We start from the raw sequence: 15,413 nt of genomic DNA, 5'->3' as shown, positions 1-15,413 counted from the left end.
GGGCATGGTGAACTTGCCCGCAAGATCGCGCTTGGCCACCGTCTCGACCTTGGCCTTCCCGTCGGGATCGGCGATGTCCATCAGGTCGATATGGCCGATGCGGCGCACAAAGCCCTCGGCATCGACGGTCGCGGTGTCGATCAGCACCACCCGCTTCAGCATCGCCGGTTCGGGAAAGCAATCCGGCGCCGGATCGCCCGCGCAGTTCAACGAAGGATCGCCCTCGCCATTGTCACGCTCGATCACCAGCGCACGGGTCTCGTCGATGAAGTTGAAATCGCCGATCGCCGCCGCCCCTTCGGCCAGCGCGAACTTGAAGCTCGCCCCGGTCCATTCGCCCTGGGCAGGATCAAAGGCCATGGCCCGAAGGTAAGTGCCCTCCGGTTGGCCATCCTCGCCCAAGAGCGGCTTTTCCAGCATCGCCCACAGCAGGTTCGTCCCCGGCTGCAGCGCCATCCCTTCGTATCCGCCCGACCGCTGAACCGTCCAATCCTTGCCCATCACCGACATGGCGTTGATGCCGGGGGCGTCCGGACTTTTCAGAACCGTCTCGCCCATCTTTGTCGGGTAGACGGCCAGCACCTTGCCATCCAGACTGGCGCGGATGATGGAGGGGCCGAACTCATCCCCGATCCAGACCTCGCCGTTCAGCACCTGGATGCTCTCCGTGTCGAAATCGCCACCGGTCAGATAACGGGCCTCCGTGCCTTCATAGGCGATGCGGAACGGTACCTTGAAGTCCGGATCGTGCAGGAAGACGGTCTCCTTCACCTCGACCGCGCCGGTCGCGAAATCCGGGGTCATGCGGTGGAAGAACAGCATCGCATCGGGGCTGTTGGCCTTGTTGCCAAAACCGTTGTCGGTCAGCACGAAGGTCGATCCGTCTTCGGCCGTCGTCATCGCAAAGCCCGACAGACCCTGCAGCGGCTGGCCCTTGAACGGCAGCATGACGCCGGTCGGTCGCTTGCCGTGAGTGGCACCCGTGTCGCCCATCACCGTCTCCGGCTCCATCACCCGGTCGCCCCCGGTGAACTTGCCGCTGATGCCCGCATCCTTCGGCGCATCGGCGGGCGGAGGGATGAACGTCGCCGCCGGGATCAGCGCATGACCGGCAAGCGTGGCGGGATAGGCTTCTTCGGCCCAAACAGGGGCTGCACTTCCCAGAACGGCTGTCGTCAAGGCAAGGAAACGGATCGGCATGGCAGCACCTCCTGAAGGTAAATCCTGCCAACCGTCCTGCGCAGCTTCGATGACGTTCCTGTGACGCGGGGGTCACGAAATGGCGAAACGACGGCGTCAGAGATCCTTCAGCTGATCCCCGAACCGGTCCAGAAGCCCGCTCCGCCGCAAGGTCACCGCCGGGTAGTTCGGCTCGTTCATGATCCGGTCCAGCGTGAAGTCCGGCTCCACCCTGAGAAGGCCCTTCAGCACCCCCGCAGCCTTGTCGCGTTTGCCAGCCCACAGATACAGGAACAACAGATGCCGCATCGCCGCCCGAAAGCTGGGCGCGCGGTAATAGGCCGCCTCGTAATGCGCAATCGCGGCTGCATAAAGCTCGCCCCTGAGCGCGGCCAGGCCGGACAGCGCTTCCCACCAGTGCACATGCGGGGTGCGGGCGGCGATTTCCACCCCCCGGCGGGCCGCCCCCAGCGCCCCCGGACTATCGCCGATCCGGTTCAGTGACGCAGCTTGCGCCCAGTGGCCAAAGGCGTTGAACGGGCTTAGCGCCACCGAATCCCGGGCCAGAACCATGCCCGCCTCGGGGTTTTCATCCACCATGACCCGCGCTTGGCTGACCAGCGCCAGAACCAGCGGATTGGCCTTGGACAGTTCCAGCGCCTTGCGCGAAAACTCGTCCGCCTCTTCGATCAGCTTGGGGTAATCGGTCTCGGTCCGCTCCACCAACATGATCTGCCGTACCAGGCATCGCCAAGCGTAGATGCGGCCCGAAGCGGCGATGTCGTGGGCCTCGATCAACATCTCGTCAGCCACTCTCAGCCGCACCGCGTCATAGCTGAACATCTCGGTCAGCGACCGGGCGATCAGCGCATTCGCCCGCCGGGGCCCCGTTTCGCATTCGGCCAGGCGCGGGAAGTAGGCCAGCGCCGCATCCGCCGCCTGAAACACCAGCGGCGGCAACTCTCCCGACCCGATCAGGTCCGCCTCTGCCATCGGTATGGCTGCCCGCTGGTTCCAGATCGTCTGTCCGCTCGCAATCGACGACAGGCTGACCAGGACATGCACCCGGTCCATGATCTCGGCCCCTTCGATATGCAGCGCCATGCCTTCGCGGGGCAGATCGGCGGGTATCGCCGTACCCCCCGCCCCGAACACATCCACATGCGCGAATTCCGACATCAGCCGCCCGATGGCATCGGCCAGCGCCATCCCGGCGAAGATGCCCACACCCTCCGGCAGGCTGCCCAGCCGGATCACGAAGGGCAAACGCGCTGTCCGTGCCAATGGCATCCGTGCCAATGCCGGGCGCGTCGTGCCCATGACAGCCTCGACCCGCGCGCGTTCCTCGCGCAGCCAATCCTCGAAGGCGTGGTCGATGATGTCGATGCCTTCCAGAAACTCCCGCCCCGACTGCAGTGCCTTGGCCGCTGCCGCTTGGTCCTGCTCGAGATCGGTCACGACACCGCTCAGCCGCACCGAATCACGGTCCGCCTCCAGCCGGTCCGCTTCGTCCCCGAGGGCTTTGCGAATCTCCATCAGCGCCTGCCTCAGGCTGCCGCTCGCCTGGTCCGCCCCCCGGTCCGACCAGAGCCGCGCTTCCAGCCAGCGGCGGGCCCGGCGGCGGTCCGGCGTCTGGCACAACATCGCCAGAATCGCACGCGCCTTCGCCCCGCGCGGCGTGCAATCACGCCCCGCATCATCCCGCACCTCAAAGACGCCCACCAGGCGTATGAACATTCTCATCTCCGAAACGGTCGACTGAAGGCTATGCCGTCAGCCGGACAGGTGCAATGACCGTGAATTTTCCGTCAATCTCGTGAATGCCAATCTGTGTCGGCTTTGCCGATCAGAATTTCCAGTGCACGTTGAGTTGATTGGCAGCGGAGGTCTTGATGTCGGTATTTGGATCACACGGTTCTCACGGATCACATGGCTCCCACGGATCGCATGGATCACACGGTTCTCACGGATCGCATGGCTCCCACGGATCACACGGTTCCCATGGGTCACACGGCTCCCATAGCGGCGGCGCCTCGCCGCTTATCGCTTCGGCGCTGGGTCAGACGACCGAAGCGCTGATCGGATACTGGGACGGCTCCGTCCCCGCCCCGAACCCCAACGTGGCCGATCCTCTGACCCGGCTTATGCGGCTTGCCCCGTTCCCCCGCGCCTCGGTTCTGGCTTACGAGGGGATGTCGCTCTTCACCGCGCGCCCCGGCGCCAAATCCGCGAATGTCGTGCGCGCCGAAAGCGACCTCGTCAGCCTCACCCCGCCCAAACCCGCCAAGATCGCCGAGCAGATGGTGGAGGTCCGCACCGCCATGGACCTGCGCGCCGACCGGTTGCCGGAAATCCTCGCCCAGTCCGACGGGTTCATGGCGTTCTTCGCCGCGCAGAACCCGTTCGGCATCAACCGGCGGCCCCATACCGTGCACCTGATCACCGCGCTCCACGATACCGTCATCGCGCAGGAACAGCGGATGAAGCACCTCTGCTCGGTCGCGCGCCCGGTCGATCTGTCGCCGCAGGTCCAGCCGATCATCGAAACGCCAGGCCATTCCGCCTACCCCTCCGGCCACGCGACCGAGGCGTTTGCCATCGCCACCATCTTTGCCGCCCTGCGCCTGTCGGCGGGTGGAGCGGCGGATGCCGACCTGATCGACAAGATCCTCGGCAAGCTGAGCCCGGTGGTTGAAGCCGCGCCGGTTACCGACCCCTACATCCTTCTCTACCGCCTTGCTGCCCGGATCGCCGACAACCGCACTGTCGCGGGCGTGCATTATCCGGTGGATTCCGCCCATGGCGCGCTTCTGGGCCTTGGCGTGACGCTCGCCTTCGTCGGGCATTGCCTGGGCGGCGGCAAAGCGATCAAGGTGCCGCAATGGGCCGCCAACGGCAATGACTGGAAGGGCGACTTCTCTCTCAAGAAATGGTGCGAAGCTCTGGAGCGCGAGCCGAACCAGCGCTGGCGGTCAGGATCGGCCACGCTGCCCGAGGCGGAAAGCTGGCACGTCCTGCCCCCGCTCTGGCGCGCGGCCGTTGCCGAATGGGGTGGCTCCGGCGCTGCGGCGCAAGACACCAGCGGTTGATTTCGGGGGGCTAGCGCCCCCCAATTTCACGCGATCAGCGCCCCAAGATCAGGCTGCGCTTCGGGCACGCCGCAGTCATCGCGCGCGATCAGCCCACCATGACCAAGGCGCGGATGGGGCACATCCTCCCACACCTTGCGCCCGGTCAGGAACAGCCGTTCAGCCTGGCCCTCGGGCTTCTCTCTGCGCTCAGCCTCAGGCACCGTCAGGAAATAGGCCACAAGCGCCCGCGCCACCGCCGGTGCCGCCATGCTGGTCCCCGACATCCGCACCACCGACCCGCTCAGCACCCCCGCCCCGAGCCGCCCCGGCAGCGCCGTTCCGTCATCGCCAAGTGCTACCAGCGTCGGCCCCGCCGATTCGCCGGGCCGCGCCAGATGCCGCACCCCTTCTGACGAATAGGGCATCGGCCGCACCTTCCCCTCTGCGGTGGTATCAGGCCGTGCGGCTCCGACGAACAGGATGCGCGGATCGGTGGCGCCCGCATAGGCAACGTAGGATCCCTCGCGCGTTACCGGACAGCCGGGCGCATCCGCGACGGGCCTAGGTGCCGTGTCGCTCCGGGTGGCGGCGTCCCACTCCCAGCCCTGCGGGTGATCGAGCCAGCTCTGCCGACCCAGCGTCTTGTAACCGGGCGGAGTATCATCACGCTGCAGCCGGGCGGTCAGCCGCACCGGCTCGTTCTTGGTGGTATGGACCTCGACCTGCCACGCACCGGCAGGGCAGGAGGGTAGCCGGCCCTCTGTCACGGTCGGCCCCAGCGCCAGATGCAACAGCGCCTGCCCCCCCCGTTCTTTCACCGAGGTGACGGCGGCCAGCGGCCCGGCCAGCTGCCAGCCCTCGCCCGGCTGGGGCCAATCCACCGACAGCTTCGGCAGACCGGATCCGACAGGCGGCGTCAACACCAACTTGATACCGTCCGCGACCGGCGTATCGACGTCTCGTGTATCGTCGACCCGCAGCTCCAGAAGGCTCGAGGTGTGGTCGTCCGGCAGCACCCGCCATTGCAACGTGATCGGATGCGAGATGCGCAGCTCGTCCCGCGCCGCCAGACGGCTTTGCCGCGCGTTGCCGTAGGCGATGACCAGCCGCAACTCCTCGCCTTTGGTCATCCGGGTGTGACGGTCCAGCTCATATTCGAACCAGTCGGCCAGAAAGGCGGTCTTGTCGCCCGGCCCGGCCAGCGACCCGAGGCTGATGTTGATCACCAGCGGCGGCACGTCCGTTTTGTTGGACAGCCGCAGCGCCTCGGCCAGAATCCAGCGCAGACCCTGCACCAGATAGGCCTCCATCCGCCGCCCCGCCGTTTCGCGGATCGAGGCGGGCGGCAACTGCACGGCCAGCAGAGGCACCGCGAGCATGGGGTCCGGAACCTTGTCCTTGGCCGCCCAGGGCGCCGCCCCGGCGGCGAGGTCCAGCACATGTGTGCCATGCGCCGTCCGCTGGTTGGTCAGCACACCATCCATGAGCCGATGCAGTTCGCTGTTGACCTGCCGGTAGACATCCGCTTCTTCCAGGCCGTCTTTCAGATGTTTGTTGATATCCACTGACGTCAACACCCGGCCCGCAACCACGTCCCGTTCTGTGCTTCCGTTTCGGTCCTGCACATGTTCCGCAGCCTGCAGCCAAACTGCCTTGAACCGCGTCTCGTTGCGGCTCTTGCGGAAGCGGGTGTTCAGAAAGCCGATCCCGTCATCGATCACCGCGACCAATGGCACGTTCGGGTCCAGCGGGCCGACCGTCGTGACGAGATCCCGGCCCACCTCTTTGTCGGGCATCTCTGGAATGGCAAGCGCCGGTCCGACATGCAGGACGTCCCAGAACGGCGGCAACGCCGACAGCATCGTCAGCGGGCAGAACACAACCGCCCGCACTCTGATTGTGATGTCCCAACCTCCGGCTTCGGTCTTGGCATCGGCCTTCGCCGTCGCCAGAAGATCGCGCTCGTGTCGGCTGAACAGCACGCCCGGCAGCTCCAGCGTCGCGTCGATCGCGTCTTCCTTCGTCATCGCCGTGCCGCCGGGCTTCAACTCCAGGAACACCGGCACATGATCGCGCCTGCGTGACCCTTTCACCTCTTCCACCTCTGCCACCGCCGCTTCCCAGGCGACATAGCCGCCAAGCTCCAGCCCTGTTGTGACCTTCTGCCAATCCGTCATGACAATCCTCCTGACATCTCCAATTCCCGCAGCATGCCACAGTCTTTTTGGCAATTCGCGGGGGATCACGCCCCATTCGCAGATTTCACGGGGAATTAACGCGCATCCAAAGACGTTCGTAGGCAGGTTGCCGTCACGGCGCTGTGTGCCGCCTGTGAACGGTTGCTTCGTTTCTTTTTCCTGCAAAAGATCGCGAAAGGTTCCGACATGCACCGGCTTGCTGCTCCATCATCCGCCTCGATCCTGCTCGACCCGTCGCTTTCAGTTCAGCCGCCCGCGGTCGAGCCGCGCATCGCCCATGGCGTCGCCGCCGCACACTGCGCCGTGTTCGATCCGAAGGGCCACGCCGCCGCAGGCATGAACTTCGCCGCACAGGATTATCTGTCGCTCGCTGGCCACCCCGCCCTGCGCGCCGCCGCCGCGACGGCCCTGTCGCACCACCGCCTCGGCGCCCCCGGCACCGCGCCGCAGCTGGGCCTGACCGTCCCCGCATTGACGCTGGAAGACCGTGTCGCCCGCTTTGTGCAACAGCCCGAAGCCGTCGTCTTCCCCTCGGGAGCCGAGGCGATCCGCGCCACCCTCCGCTGCACCTTGCGCGAAGGCGACCATCTGATCGTCGACGCCGGTGCCCATCCGGCCATGTTCGACACGGGCATCGCCACCCGCGCCACGGTCCACCGCACCCCCCCGGGCTCGGTCGACGCGGTCGAACGCCGCCTCCGCCGCCTCTCCGGCCAACCCCGGCAAGGGCGGCTCTTCGTGGCCGTCCCCGCCGTGTCGGCCCACGCCTCGGTCATCGCCGATCTTCGCGGCCTGGCCGATCTCTGCCGCGACTACGACGCCACCCTGATCGTCGACGTCACCCATGACCTCGGCTCCATGGCCCAGGGCGGAGGCGGCGTGATGGAGATTCAAGGCTGCCTCGGCCGCGTCGGCATCGTCGTCGGCAGCTTCGCCAAATGCTTTGGTGCCGCAGGCGGGTTCGCCGCCTTCGCCGACCCCGAACTGAAACAGGCCCTGCGCCTCACCCAGCACGGCCAGCGCCAGACCGCTGCACTGTCGCCGGTGAATGCCACCGTGATCCTCGCCGCCTTCGACCTGATCGACAGCGTGCAAGGCCGCATCCGCCGCCGCCGTCTGCATTCCAGCGCACTGCGCCTTCGCAACCACCTGATGGCCGACGGCATCCGCGTCATGGGCCAACCCTCGCCATTGGTGCCGATCCGCCTGCCGATGATGACGGCCCGCCCCCGCACGGCCCTTATGGAAAGCGCCGGGGCGCTCGTCACCCTGCTCATGGCACCCGCTGTCGCCCTTCATGCGCCGCGCTGGCGGGTGCAGCTCATGGCCGATCACAGCGCCGCCGACATCGACGACCTCGCCGATCTGATCCGCGACGTCACCCGCGTCTTCGACCGGCACCGCCCCCTAGCACCTTCCCCCGCGCCGCTGGCTCAGGCCTGAGGCTTCACCGACGCCGTCACATAGTTGCACGACAGATCCCGGTCAGACAGGCTCCACCGCCAGCTGACCGGGTTGAACACCATCCCCTTGCGATCCACCGGCCGCAAGCCCGCCGTCCCGATCAGCGCATAAAGCTCGTCCGGAGTGATGAACTTCTGCCAGTCATGCGTGCCCTTCGGCAGCCAGCGCATCACCCATTCCGCCCCGACGATCGCCATCATGAACGACTTGGGGTTCCGGTTCAGCGTCGAGCAGATCATCAACCCGCCGGGCTTCAACAGCTCCTGACACGCGGTGAGATAAGCTTGCGGGTCCGCCACATGCTCCACCACCTCCATGTTCAGCACGACATCGAACCGGTCTCCCGCCGCGGCCATCGCCTCTGCGGTCGTGTGGCGATAGTCGATCTTCAATCCTGACTGTTCCGCATGAACCTGCGCCACGGGAATGTTCCGCTCCGCCGCATCCGCCCCCACGACGTCGGCCCCCAGCCGCGCCATCGGCTCCGCCAAAAGCCCCCCGCCGCAACCGATGTCGAGGATGCGCAAACCCTTGAACGGCATGGGCTTTGCCAGATCCCGCTCAAATTCCGCCGCGATCTGCGAGGTGATGTAATCCAAGCGACAGGGGTTCAGCATATGCAGCGGCTTGAACTTTCCCTCCGGGTCCCACCACTCCGCCGCCATCGCTTCGAACTTGGCCACTTCGGCCGGATCGACGGTTGTCGTCGTTTCCATCGCTCGCTCCTGTTTGCCCTTCGACTCCGGGCCCTGCCAGCGCTATATAGGACGGCGATGGATCAAAGATCAGGTCAAAAGCGCGCAGTCGAATTCCTTTACCCGCCGATCGACCCCTTCGATCAGCGGGTTCTCGACATGGGCGACGGCCACCGCATCTATGTCGAACAATGCGGGCATCCGGATGGCATCCCGGTCATCGTGTTCCACGGCGGGCCGGGCGGCGGCTGCAGCCCCGCGATGCGCCGCTACTTCGACCCCACCGTTTACCGCGTGATCCTCTTCGACCAGCGCGGCTGCGGCCGGTCACGCCCGCATGCCTCGGTCATCGCCAACACCACCTGGCATCTGGTCGAGGATATCGAGACGATCCGCAAGACCCTCGGCATCGACCGCTTCATCGGCTTCGGCGGCAGCTGGGGCGCGACGCTGGGCCTCGTCTACGCGATCACCCATCCGACCCGTGTGCTGCATCTGGTCATGCGTGGCGTGTTCCTGATGACCAAGGCCGAACTGCAATGGTTCTACGGCGGCGGCGCTGGCGCCTTCTTCCCCGAGCTTTGGGGCCGCTTCGCCGCCGCCATTCCAGTGGCCGAGCGCGACAACCTGATCACCGCCTACCACCGCCGCCTCTTCTCCGGCAACCTGATGGAGGAAACCCGCTTCGGCCGCATCTGGGCCAACTGGGAAAACGCCCTCGCCTCCTTGCACCATGACGGCCCGATGGGCGAAAGCCCCTCCGACTATGCCCGCGCCTTCTCGCGGCTGGAGAACCACTATTTCCACAGCGGCGGCTTCCTGCAGTCCGACGGCTGGATCCTGCGCGAACGCCACCGGATCGAGCATATCCCCGCCAGCATCGTGCAGGGCCGCTACGACATGATCTGCCCGCCCGTCTCCGCCTGGAAACTCGCCGACGGCTGGGCGAAATGCGACCTGCAGATGATCTCCCTCGCCGGCCACGCCCTGTCCGAACCGGGTATCAGCGAAGCGCTGGTCCGCGTGATGGATGGCCTCCGCCGAAGCTGACCAGTCATCGTAGGGTGTGCTTCAGCGCACCTTCCTGTTGTAAGCCATAGCTCATAGCTGTTCCTGGAATTACAATGGTCGCTTTGAGCGGGTCCCGGTTATGCGTCTCCCACGCGACAGCGCCGCAGACCAAATCCCTTGGTCAGCTTCGCGTCCTTGATGGTCTGAGCCAAGCGGTCGCTCATGAAGACGCTGCCTCGCAAAAGCGGGTCGTGCCACAGATCCACTCCCGGCAGGGCAGCTTGGCTTAGCGCGATGGCGTCATTGTCCACGTCTCCGGTCGTGCGCCAGAGATCGACGTTTTCCTAGGGCTTGACCAAGCCTGACGATTGCTCCGGCAGGACGGCCGTCTTGGTCTCGCCGATGTGCAGAATGAAGTAGGTGCCGTCGACGGGTGTGATCCGGTCATGCTGGCGCAGCGCGAGCGGGAAGAGCCCCGTCCTTCCAAGGTCGGCCGTTCGCAAGATCGTGGCGACCGCGTCCGAAACAACATAACCAAGCGACGCAGCAAACACGTCGGGTTGCCGTCCTTTCTTGCTGTTTGGATACATATAGTAGGCCTCCGACGGATAGGCCTCTTGTGGAACCGGCTCGCCCCGGTTACGTCTTTCGGCGAGCGCGATACCGCGGTCGCTCCCGGGGCCGGCCATAGAAGTCGTCATTCGCGAAATACTTGATGAGACTGGGATCATTCCTCAGCGAACTGTACCAAACGGGGGTCTTGGTCATTGGCTCTCTCCGGGCCTTGCGGCACTTGCAGTTGCGGAATTCGTGCCGCGCATCTTTGGTATGTCTGTTAGCCGCATGGCACCCGGGTTGGCCAGCAAGTCGGACCTGGATAGCTGATGACCTCACGGAAGCAAGCCATGGGCGGGCACCAATACATCATTTCTCCTTTCCCCCGATTCGCCCCAAAACGGTTAACGCCCCTTTCGTCTTCCGAGCGTAGAGACGGAAAGAAGACCCGGAAAAACTGGCTAAACCATTGGATTAACACCCAGATCGCCTTAGATGTTCAGTCCCGGCATTTGGTGGATCGGGTTGATGGTGAAGCGTTCTGGTTCTGAAGTCCAGCATTTGCAGATGAACTCGTAAGGGGTGAGGCCTTTGAGGGTCTTCAATCTTCGCCCGAAGTTGTAGGCGCTGATAAAGTTGGCGATGTGCTGGCGCAGCTGATCGTGGTCGTCATAGTGGAAGCGTTTGACGGTGGCGTCCTTGATCGTGCGGTTCATGCGCTCGGCCTGGCCGTTGGTCCAGGGGTGTTTGGGCTTGGTGGTGCGGTGCTCGATGCCGAGCGTGGCGCAGGCGTATTCGAAAGCATGCGCCCAGAAGCGTTCGCCCTTGGCCAGGGCCTCGACGATCAAAGGTGCGGCCGATCCGCCTGCACCAGGCGTTGTGAAATGAGTGCCGTTATCCGTGCGCACGATGTTGATCCTGTAGGGCACGGCCTCGACGAGATGCCGCAGGAAGTCACCCGCAGTTCTGCGCAGGGCCTTGCGATGAAGTTCGACGAAGGCGAATTTGCTCGTGCGGTCAATGGCCACGAAGAGATAGAGCCTGCCCTCCGCCGTCTGCACTTCGGCAATGTCGATGTGGAAATACCCGATCGGGTAGGCCTTGAACTTCCGCTTCGCGGGCTTGTCGCCCTCGACCTCGGGCAGGCGGCTGATGTCATGGCGTTGCAAGCAGCGGTGCAGCGATGACCGTGTCAGATGCGGGATGGTCGGCTGCAAGGCATAGAGGCAATCGTCCAGGGCCAAGAGCGTGTGCCGCCGGAACGCGACGATCATCGCCTCCTCGTCCAGGCTCAGAACGGTCGATTTGGCATCCTTCGGCCCGGTCGGAAGATCGGCCACCGAAGTCCGCCTCTTCCACTTCGCCACGGTCTTCTGGTTGATCCCATAACGCGCCGAAAGCGCCCTCAGGCTCTCTTCACTATTCTGTATTGCTCCCCTCTCGGCGATTGCTCCGCAATCACCTGCCGGGCAACGGACGGACCGCCTCTGTCGTGGTGGCGCTGCCGTGTAGAACCTGGCCCATAGTGCCTCCTTCCATCCCAAGGAAAAAATCGCACCATCAAAGTCTGGGATCAAACATCAAATCACGCCGGAAACTGTCCAAAAGATGGGGAGTAGCTCATATCGAACAAAATCTTCAGCGAGCCGTAGTGCTTGAGCGCTTCGTTATAGACGCGTCAGTTCCTGGTCATTTAAGCGGGGGGTAGGTCGGCTTACGCAGATAGGCTACTATACTGTGTTCACGAGACGAATCCCTCATCGGATTTATGCAACAGAGCCGACCATGGTGAGAAAGCGCTTCGCATGTGCACTTGCGAACGCGGCGTGACCACCATGATTTTCCGAAGTGACCTTCTCCAAGGGTCAGATGGCGATGGGTGTCCCGAGGCGGCTTGGACGATGCAGCGCCTCTTCCTCGCTGATTGGTATCAAAACCGGCTGAACTTTGCTCGACGCAACGCCAGTCATCAGTTCCACGGCGGCACGGCGCGCGTAGAGTGGCGAGGCCATGCTTGTGCCGGAAAGACGGATTGCTGACCCGCTCCGTGTTCCAGCGGCCAGTGCGCCACGCAGGGCTGTAGAGGCATCCGCAGCCATCGAGAGGTCCACGATTCCCGGCGCTCCCTCAGGTGCGTAGAGTGGTCCGGCGCTGGCGTAGTCCGTCGCACGTCCGGTGTCTGCGAAGTACGATGAAACGACCGTAACCTGATCGTGGGTGGCAAAGCCGTTCAGCGTGCCCATGCGGCGGACAAATGCACAATCCGGGTTTTCGACCCGAGACGGCGCGCCATCGGAGGTGTAGCGCATGTCGGCAGGATCGTCGAAATAGCTCTGCCGTCCGCCGCGACGATAGCCGTATGGGTCGCTGTCGCGCTGGATGCGGCAGGAAACGGGCCGATCAGGTTTGGCTCCGCTGGTCAATGTCAAAGAGACTTTCCAGAGCCCTGCGGGTGCGGCGGGCAGGGACGCCGGGCGCGGCTCGGTCGGCACGAGCGCTATCCGCACCAACATCAGTCCCGTCCCGCCGAACTTTGGGATTTCGATGTCGCCGATTTGTGTGTTGTTCGCGAAAAGCTGAGCCCAAACCCTTTGCGTGCCCGGTGCCACGTGGAATTTCAGATCTGGGCGGTTCGCGACCTTAATCGCGCTGCCGTCCGGACCAGCAAGAGCAAGATTGTATTCTGCCGGCCCTGCCGACGCCGGAATCCAGAGTTCAAGGTAGCTCGTGGTGGCGTCGTTCGGCTGTATACGCCAGGGTATGTCGAAGGGCTTGCCCGTCGCCAGATCAGCCGGGGTGATTTCGCCATACATCCGGTTGGCGAAACTATTGCCCGCAGGCATCACCAACGTGGTCGGTTTGCCGGCTTTGTTGCGAAGGTCGATGAGTTCCTTCATCCCGAGCTCGACCTCGTGCTCACCGTCGTGCGGCCCACCGGTGATGCCGTAGCTGAAGTTTATGACAAGCGGCAACGGCGCATTGGCATCGCCAAGATAGGCCCGCGCGATGTCATCGGCCCGCATGAAGATGTAGTGCATCGCCGCCAGCACAGGACCCTTCTTGTAATAGCCGGTCGTGTCGATAGTCACGGGCGCGGGCAACTGGACTGCGATGATGCGCATGCGATCAAGGTCAGGTTCATCCGGGCGCTTGCCCGCTGCCGCATCCAAAACATGCGCGCCATGAGACGCGAAATGGCCAAGGGTCGCGCTGTAGTCTGACGTGTCCTCCAGCGCACCTGACCGGCGGTAGAGCGCGTCCTCGTCGGGGCCATGGGTCGCGATGAGCGCGTTGATGTCGGTGCGTGTGAACTCCCTGCCGATAACAGGTGGCGGATTTGTCGCATCGATTGACTGAAGCCAGCAATAGTCGATGCGTGTGCTGTCCCCCGCCTCGTTCAGAAAGTTGCGGTGCGCGAAAGGAATGCCGTCGTCTATTACCGCCATGACAACGAGCTTCTCGCCGGGACCGCCGCCAGGAGGCCGGACTCGCGCCAGCACCTGCGGATCAGGTTCCGATATCCGCAGCTCGCCCTGACCATCGTCAGGAAGCAGCGCCTGCACCTCTGCACCGGCTTCCGATGTCCGCAGCTCGCCTGACTTGGTTGCAACCGTTGCCGCAGGCAGGGGGGCGTCCAGCGTGAAAACTGGCAGAGGTGCTTCGGCGATACCCGCGCGTCGGGTTAGATCGAGCAGGGCGCTGTTGATGTACTCCGCGTTCAGTTCCACCCGCTCACCCGTAACTCCACGCTCGCCAGGATCGCCGAAGTCGAGAAGAACAGGCCAAACCGTCCTCTCCCCGCTGCCGTGCGGAACCCCGTTCCACAAAGGAGGCAAAAGGATGCGGGTAAGGCCATCCTCCTTAGGATGGACCAGCCTTTCCAGTGGGATCTCTGGCGGCAGTTGCACTATTGCGGGCACATAGCGGGCTTCCGACAAAGGGACCGTCAGAGCCGCATAGCGGGCTCCAAGCCCGTAGGTCCAGCTCTCGTAAGCGCCCGTCAATGAGGGCTTACTGTCGCCGTCTTTGTGCTCGCTTCCATCAGCTTCTACGCCCATCGCCATATGCTCCTTCCCAGGTGTTCGCTAGGTTTTTCCGGTCAGAGCTTGTGCTCGCCCAGAACCTTGCCCCAGAGCCAGCAGAAGAGCGGGCTTTGCGGTACGGCGACGTCAGGGTTTGCAGTGCGCTTTAGCCCGTGCTCGGTAGGATCGCCGGTGCCACTGGTGATTGTCGGGTTGAAGTTGGCGAGCATGAAGTCACTATCTGCGAGTTTGAAGTTGCTGTCCGTCGGGTCGTAGGTACGCGATGTCGCTTTACCACCCTTGCAAAGCCCCAGAATAAGCTGGCCTACCGCCTCGCCAAGTGCCGCGCCCGCCCAGCTGTCAATCGGGAAATGAACCCCGGCGACAGTCCGGTTCACCGCGATGCGCTCGGCTTGCTTGTGGAGGAGCTTGATGAGACGGTCTGCTGAAGAGAAAGGATAAGGCCTGTTCGGCACCGGCAAGGTCTCAAGCGTTTCCACCAAACCCGACAGCACGGTCGCTACCGCGAATGCCTCAGTTGCATGCCCGCTGGGGAACGAGCTGTGAGCCGGAGTTGGGATCATCGGCATCACCGTCGCCCCACGCCTGTCGGGGCGCAGCGATGGTACGTAGTGTTTGGTCGTTAGCACAACACTAGAAGCTATTGCTTGTGTGACGGCGATAAGCTCGAAGGTGAAGCGGTGCGAGTCTCCATTCAATCCCAGAATATTGGCAAAATAGTCTGTTGGGTAACCGGTCTGGGTCAGGATTTCAGGGGCGCGATCGGCGCGCTGATCGGCGTAAGCGCGCAGAAATCTGAGTTGCCGACGGAACATGTCGGGCAGCGGCCTGTGCAACTTCACCAAGAGCTTTTTGTCATAAGTAACCTCGACCGCTACTTGACCGGCAACTGTGATCTGCTGCCAGTCCAGCTTTCTCAGGGTATTGGTGATGTACAGCGAGCCTCTCACGGTGGGTGCCCACAGCGCCATGTTGTCGGCTGGTCCGGTGGGCAGGTCGTTGTATTGGTATATTCCAGGGGGACCAGGATCAGTATCGTCCTTGCCAGCGATGTGGTTGATAGCCGAGGCAGCCGTAATGAGACCGTGTGCAAGTATCGGATTGAGACCAGCCGTTTGTCCGGATTGCCCGGACTGTCCCGATTGCCCAGATTGTCCCGATTGCCCCGACTGCCCAGATTGTCCTGACATGATAGAC

Annotated in this window: 10 protein-coding genes and 1 pseudogene; 3 read left to right on the top strand and 8 right to left on the bottom strand. The window is 63.8% G+C overall.

What is annotated here, in order from left to right; translation table 11 throughout:
- Together ACRCSW_RS19730 and ACRCSW_RS19725 are read right to left on the bottom strand one after the other, a co-directional pair.
- On the bottom strand, positions 1-1,200 hold a 1,200-nt coding region (locus ACRCSW_RS19730; protein WP_438707358.1), incomplete at its 3' end, for an esterase-like activity of phytase family protein.
- 96 nt (positions 1,201-1,296) lie between these two features.
- Positions 1,297-2,916: an AfsR/SARP family transcriptional regulator gene (locus ACRCSW_RS19725; RefSeq protein ID WP_438707357.1), complete on the bottom strand. Its 1,620-nt coding sequence runs from the start codon at positions 2,914-2,916 to the stop codon at positions 1,297-1,299.
- A 383-nt stretch (positions 2,917-3,299) separates the two neighbouring features.
- On the opposite strand from ACRCSW_RS19725, the gene ACRCSW_RS19720 reads away from it, so the two are divergent.
- Entirely contained in the window at positions 3,300-4,268 is a 969-nt protein-coding gene (locus ACRCSW_RS19720; protein ID WP_438707356.1) for a phosphatase PAP2 family protein, read from the top strand.
- 26 nt (positions 4,269-4,294) lie between these two features.
- Here the strand turns inward: ACRCSW_RS19720 and ACRCSW_RS19715 are convergent, their stop codons facing one another.
- Positions 4,295-6,427, bottom strand: a complete 2,133-nt coding sequence (locus ACRCSW_RS19715; protein WP_438707355.1) for a S8 family serine peptidase — start codon at positions 6,425-6,427, stop codon at positions 4,295-4,297.
- A 207-nt stretch (positions 6,428-6,634) separates the two neighbouring features.
- On the opposite strand from ACRCSW_RS19715, the gene ACRCSW_RS19710 reads away from it, so the two are divergent.
- Positions 6,635-7,891 carry an aminotransferase class I/II-fold pyridoxal phosphate-dependent enzyme gene (locus tag ACRCSW_RS19710; protein ID WP_438707354.1) on the top strand — a complete coding sequence of 419 codons (1,257 nt, stop codon included), beginning with the start codon at positions 6,635-6,637 and terminating at the stop codon, positions 7,889-7,891.
- On the opposite strand, the gene ubiG is transcribed toward ACRCSW_RS19710, so the two are convergent.
- Entirely contained in the window at positions 7,882-8,628 is a 747-nt protein-coding gene (gene ubiG / locus ACRCSW_RS19705) for a bifunctional 2-polyprenyl-6-hydroxyphenol methylase/3-demethylubiquinol 3-O-methyltransferase UbiG (RefSeq protein WP_438707353.1), read from the bottom strand. The genes ACRCSW_RS19710 and ubiG overlap by 10 nt on opposite strands.
- Positions 8,629-8,685: 57 nt before the next feature.
- Here ubiG and pip point away from each other — a divergent pair, with 57 nt between their 5' ends.
- Complete coding sequence (gene pip / locus ACRCSW_RS19700; RefSeq protein ID WP_438707352.1) at positions 8,686-9,657, top strand: prolyl aminopeptidase; 972 nt, start codon at positions 8,686-8,688, stop codon at positions 9,655-9,657.
- Positions 9,658-9,962: 305 nt separating this feature from the next.
- Here the strand turns inward: pip and ACRCSW_RS19695 are convergent, their stop codons facing one another.
- The 4 genes and pseudogenes from ACRCSW_RS19695 to ACRCSW_RS19680 all read right to left on the bottom strand — a co-directional run.
- Positions 9,963-10,307, bottom strand: a complete 345-nt coding sequence (locus tag ACRCSW_RS19695; protein ID WP_438707351.1) for a hypothetical protein — start codon at positions 10,305-10,307, stop codon at positions 9,963-9,965.
- A 357-nt stretch (positions 10,308-10,664) separates the two neighbouring features.
- A pseudogene (locus ACRCSW_RS19690) lies at positions 10,665-11,697 on the bottom strand (IS481 family transposase).
- A gap of 341 nt (positions 11,698-12,038) precedes the next feature.
- Entirely contained in the window at positions 12,039-14,237 is a 2,199-nt protein-coding gene (locus ACRCSW_RS19685; protein ID WP_438707350.1) for a hypothetical protein, read from the bottom strand.
- Positions 14,238-14,272: 35 nt separating this feature from the next.
- A partial coding sequence (locus ACRCSW_RS19680) for a phosphatase PAP2 family protein (RefSeq protein WP_438707349.1) occupies positions 14,273-15,413 on the bottom strand: 1,141 nt, incomplete at its 5' end.

The sequence above is a fragment of the Tabrizicola sp. genome, from assembly GCF_051645465.1.
Classification (GTDB): Bacteria; Pseudomonadota; Alphaproteobacteria; order Rhodobacterales; family Rhodobacteraceae; genus Tabrizicola.
The sequence above is the reverse complement of the archived record's forward strand: the minus strand, read 5'-3'. Positions and strand labels throughout refer to the sequence as shown.

Bases quoted from the DNA above. Each gene is read 5' to 3' on its own strand.
- ACRCSW_RS19715 (WP_438707355.1), bottom strand. From the start codon at position 6,427: ATGACGGATTGGCAGAAGGTCACAACAGGGCTGGAGCTTGGCGGCTAT.
- ACRCSW_RS19710 (WP_438707354.1), top strand. From the start codon at position 6,635: ATGCACCGGCTTGCTGCTCCATCATCCGCCTCGATCCTGCTCGACCCG.
- pip (WP_438707352.1), top strand. From the start codon at position 8,686: ATGGATCAAAGATCAGGTCAAAAGCGCGCAGTCGAATTCCTTTACCCG.
- ACRCSW_RS19695 (WP_438707351.1), bottom strand. From the start codon at position 10,307: ATGGCCGGCCCCGGGAGCGACCGCGGTATCGCGCTCGCCGAAAGACGT.
- ubiG (WP_438707353.1), bottom strand. From the start codon at position 8,628: ATGGAAACGACGACAACCGTCGATCCGGCCGAAGTGGCCAAGTTCGAA.
- ACRCSW_RS19725 (WP_438707357.1), bottom strand. From the start codon at position 2,916: ATGTTCATACGCCTGGTGGGCGTCTTTGAGGTGCGGGATGATGCGGGG.
- ACRCSW_RS19685 (WP_438707350.1), bottom strand. From the start codon at position 14,237: ATGGCGATGGGCGTAGAAGCTGATGGAAGCGAGCACAAAGACGGCGAC.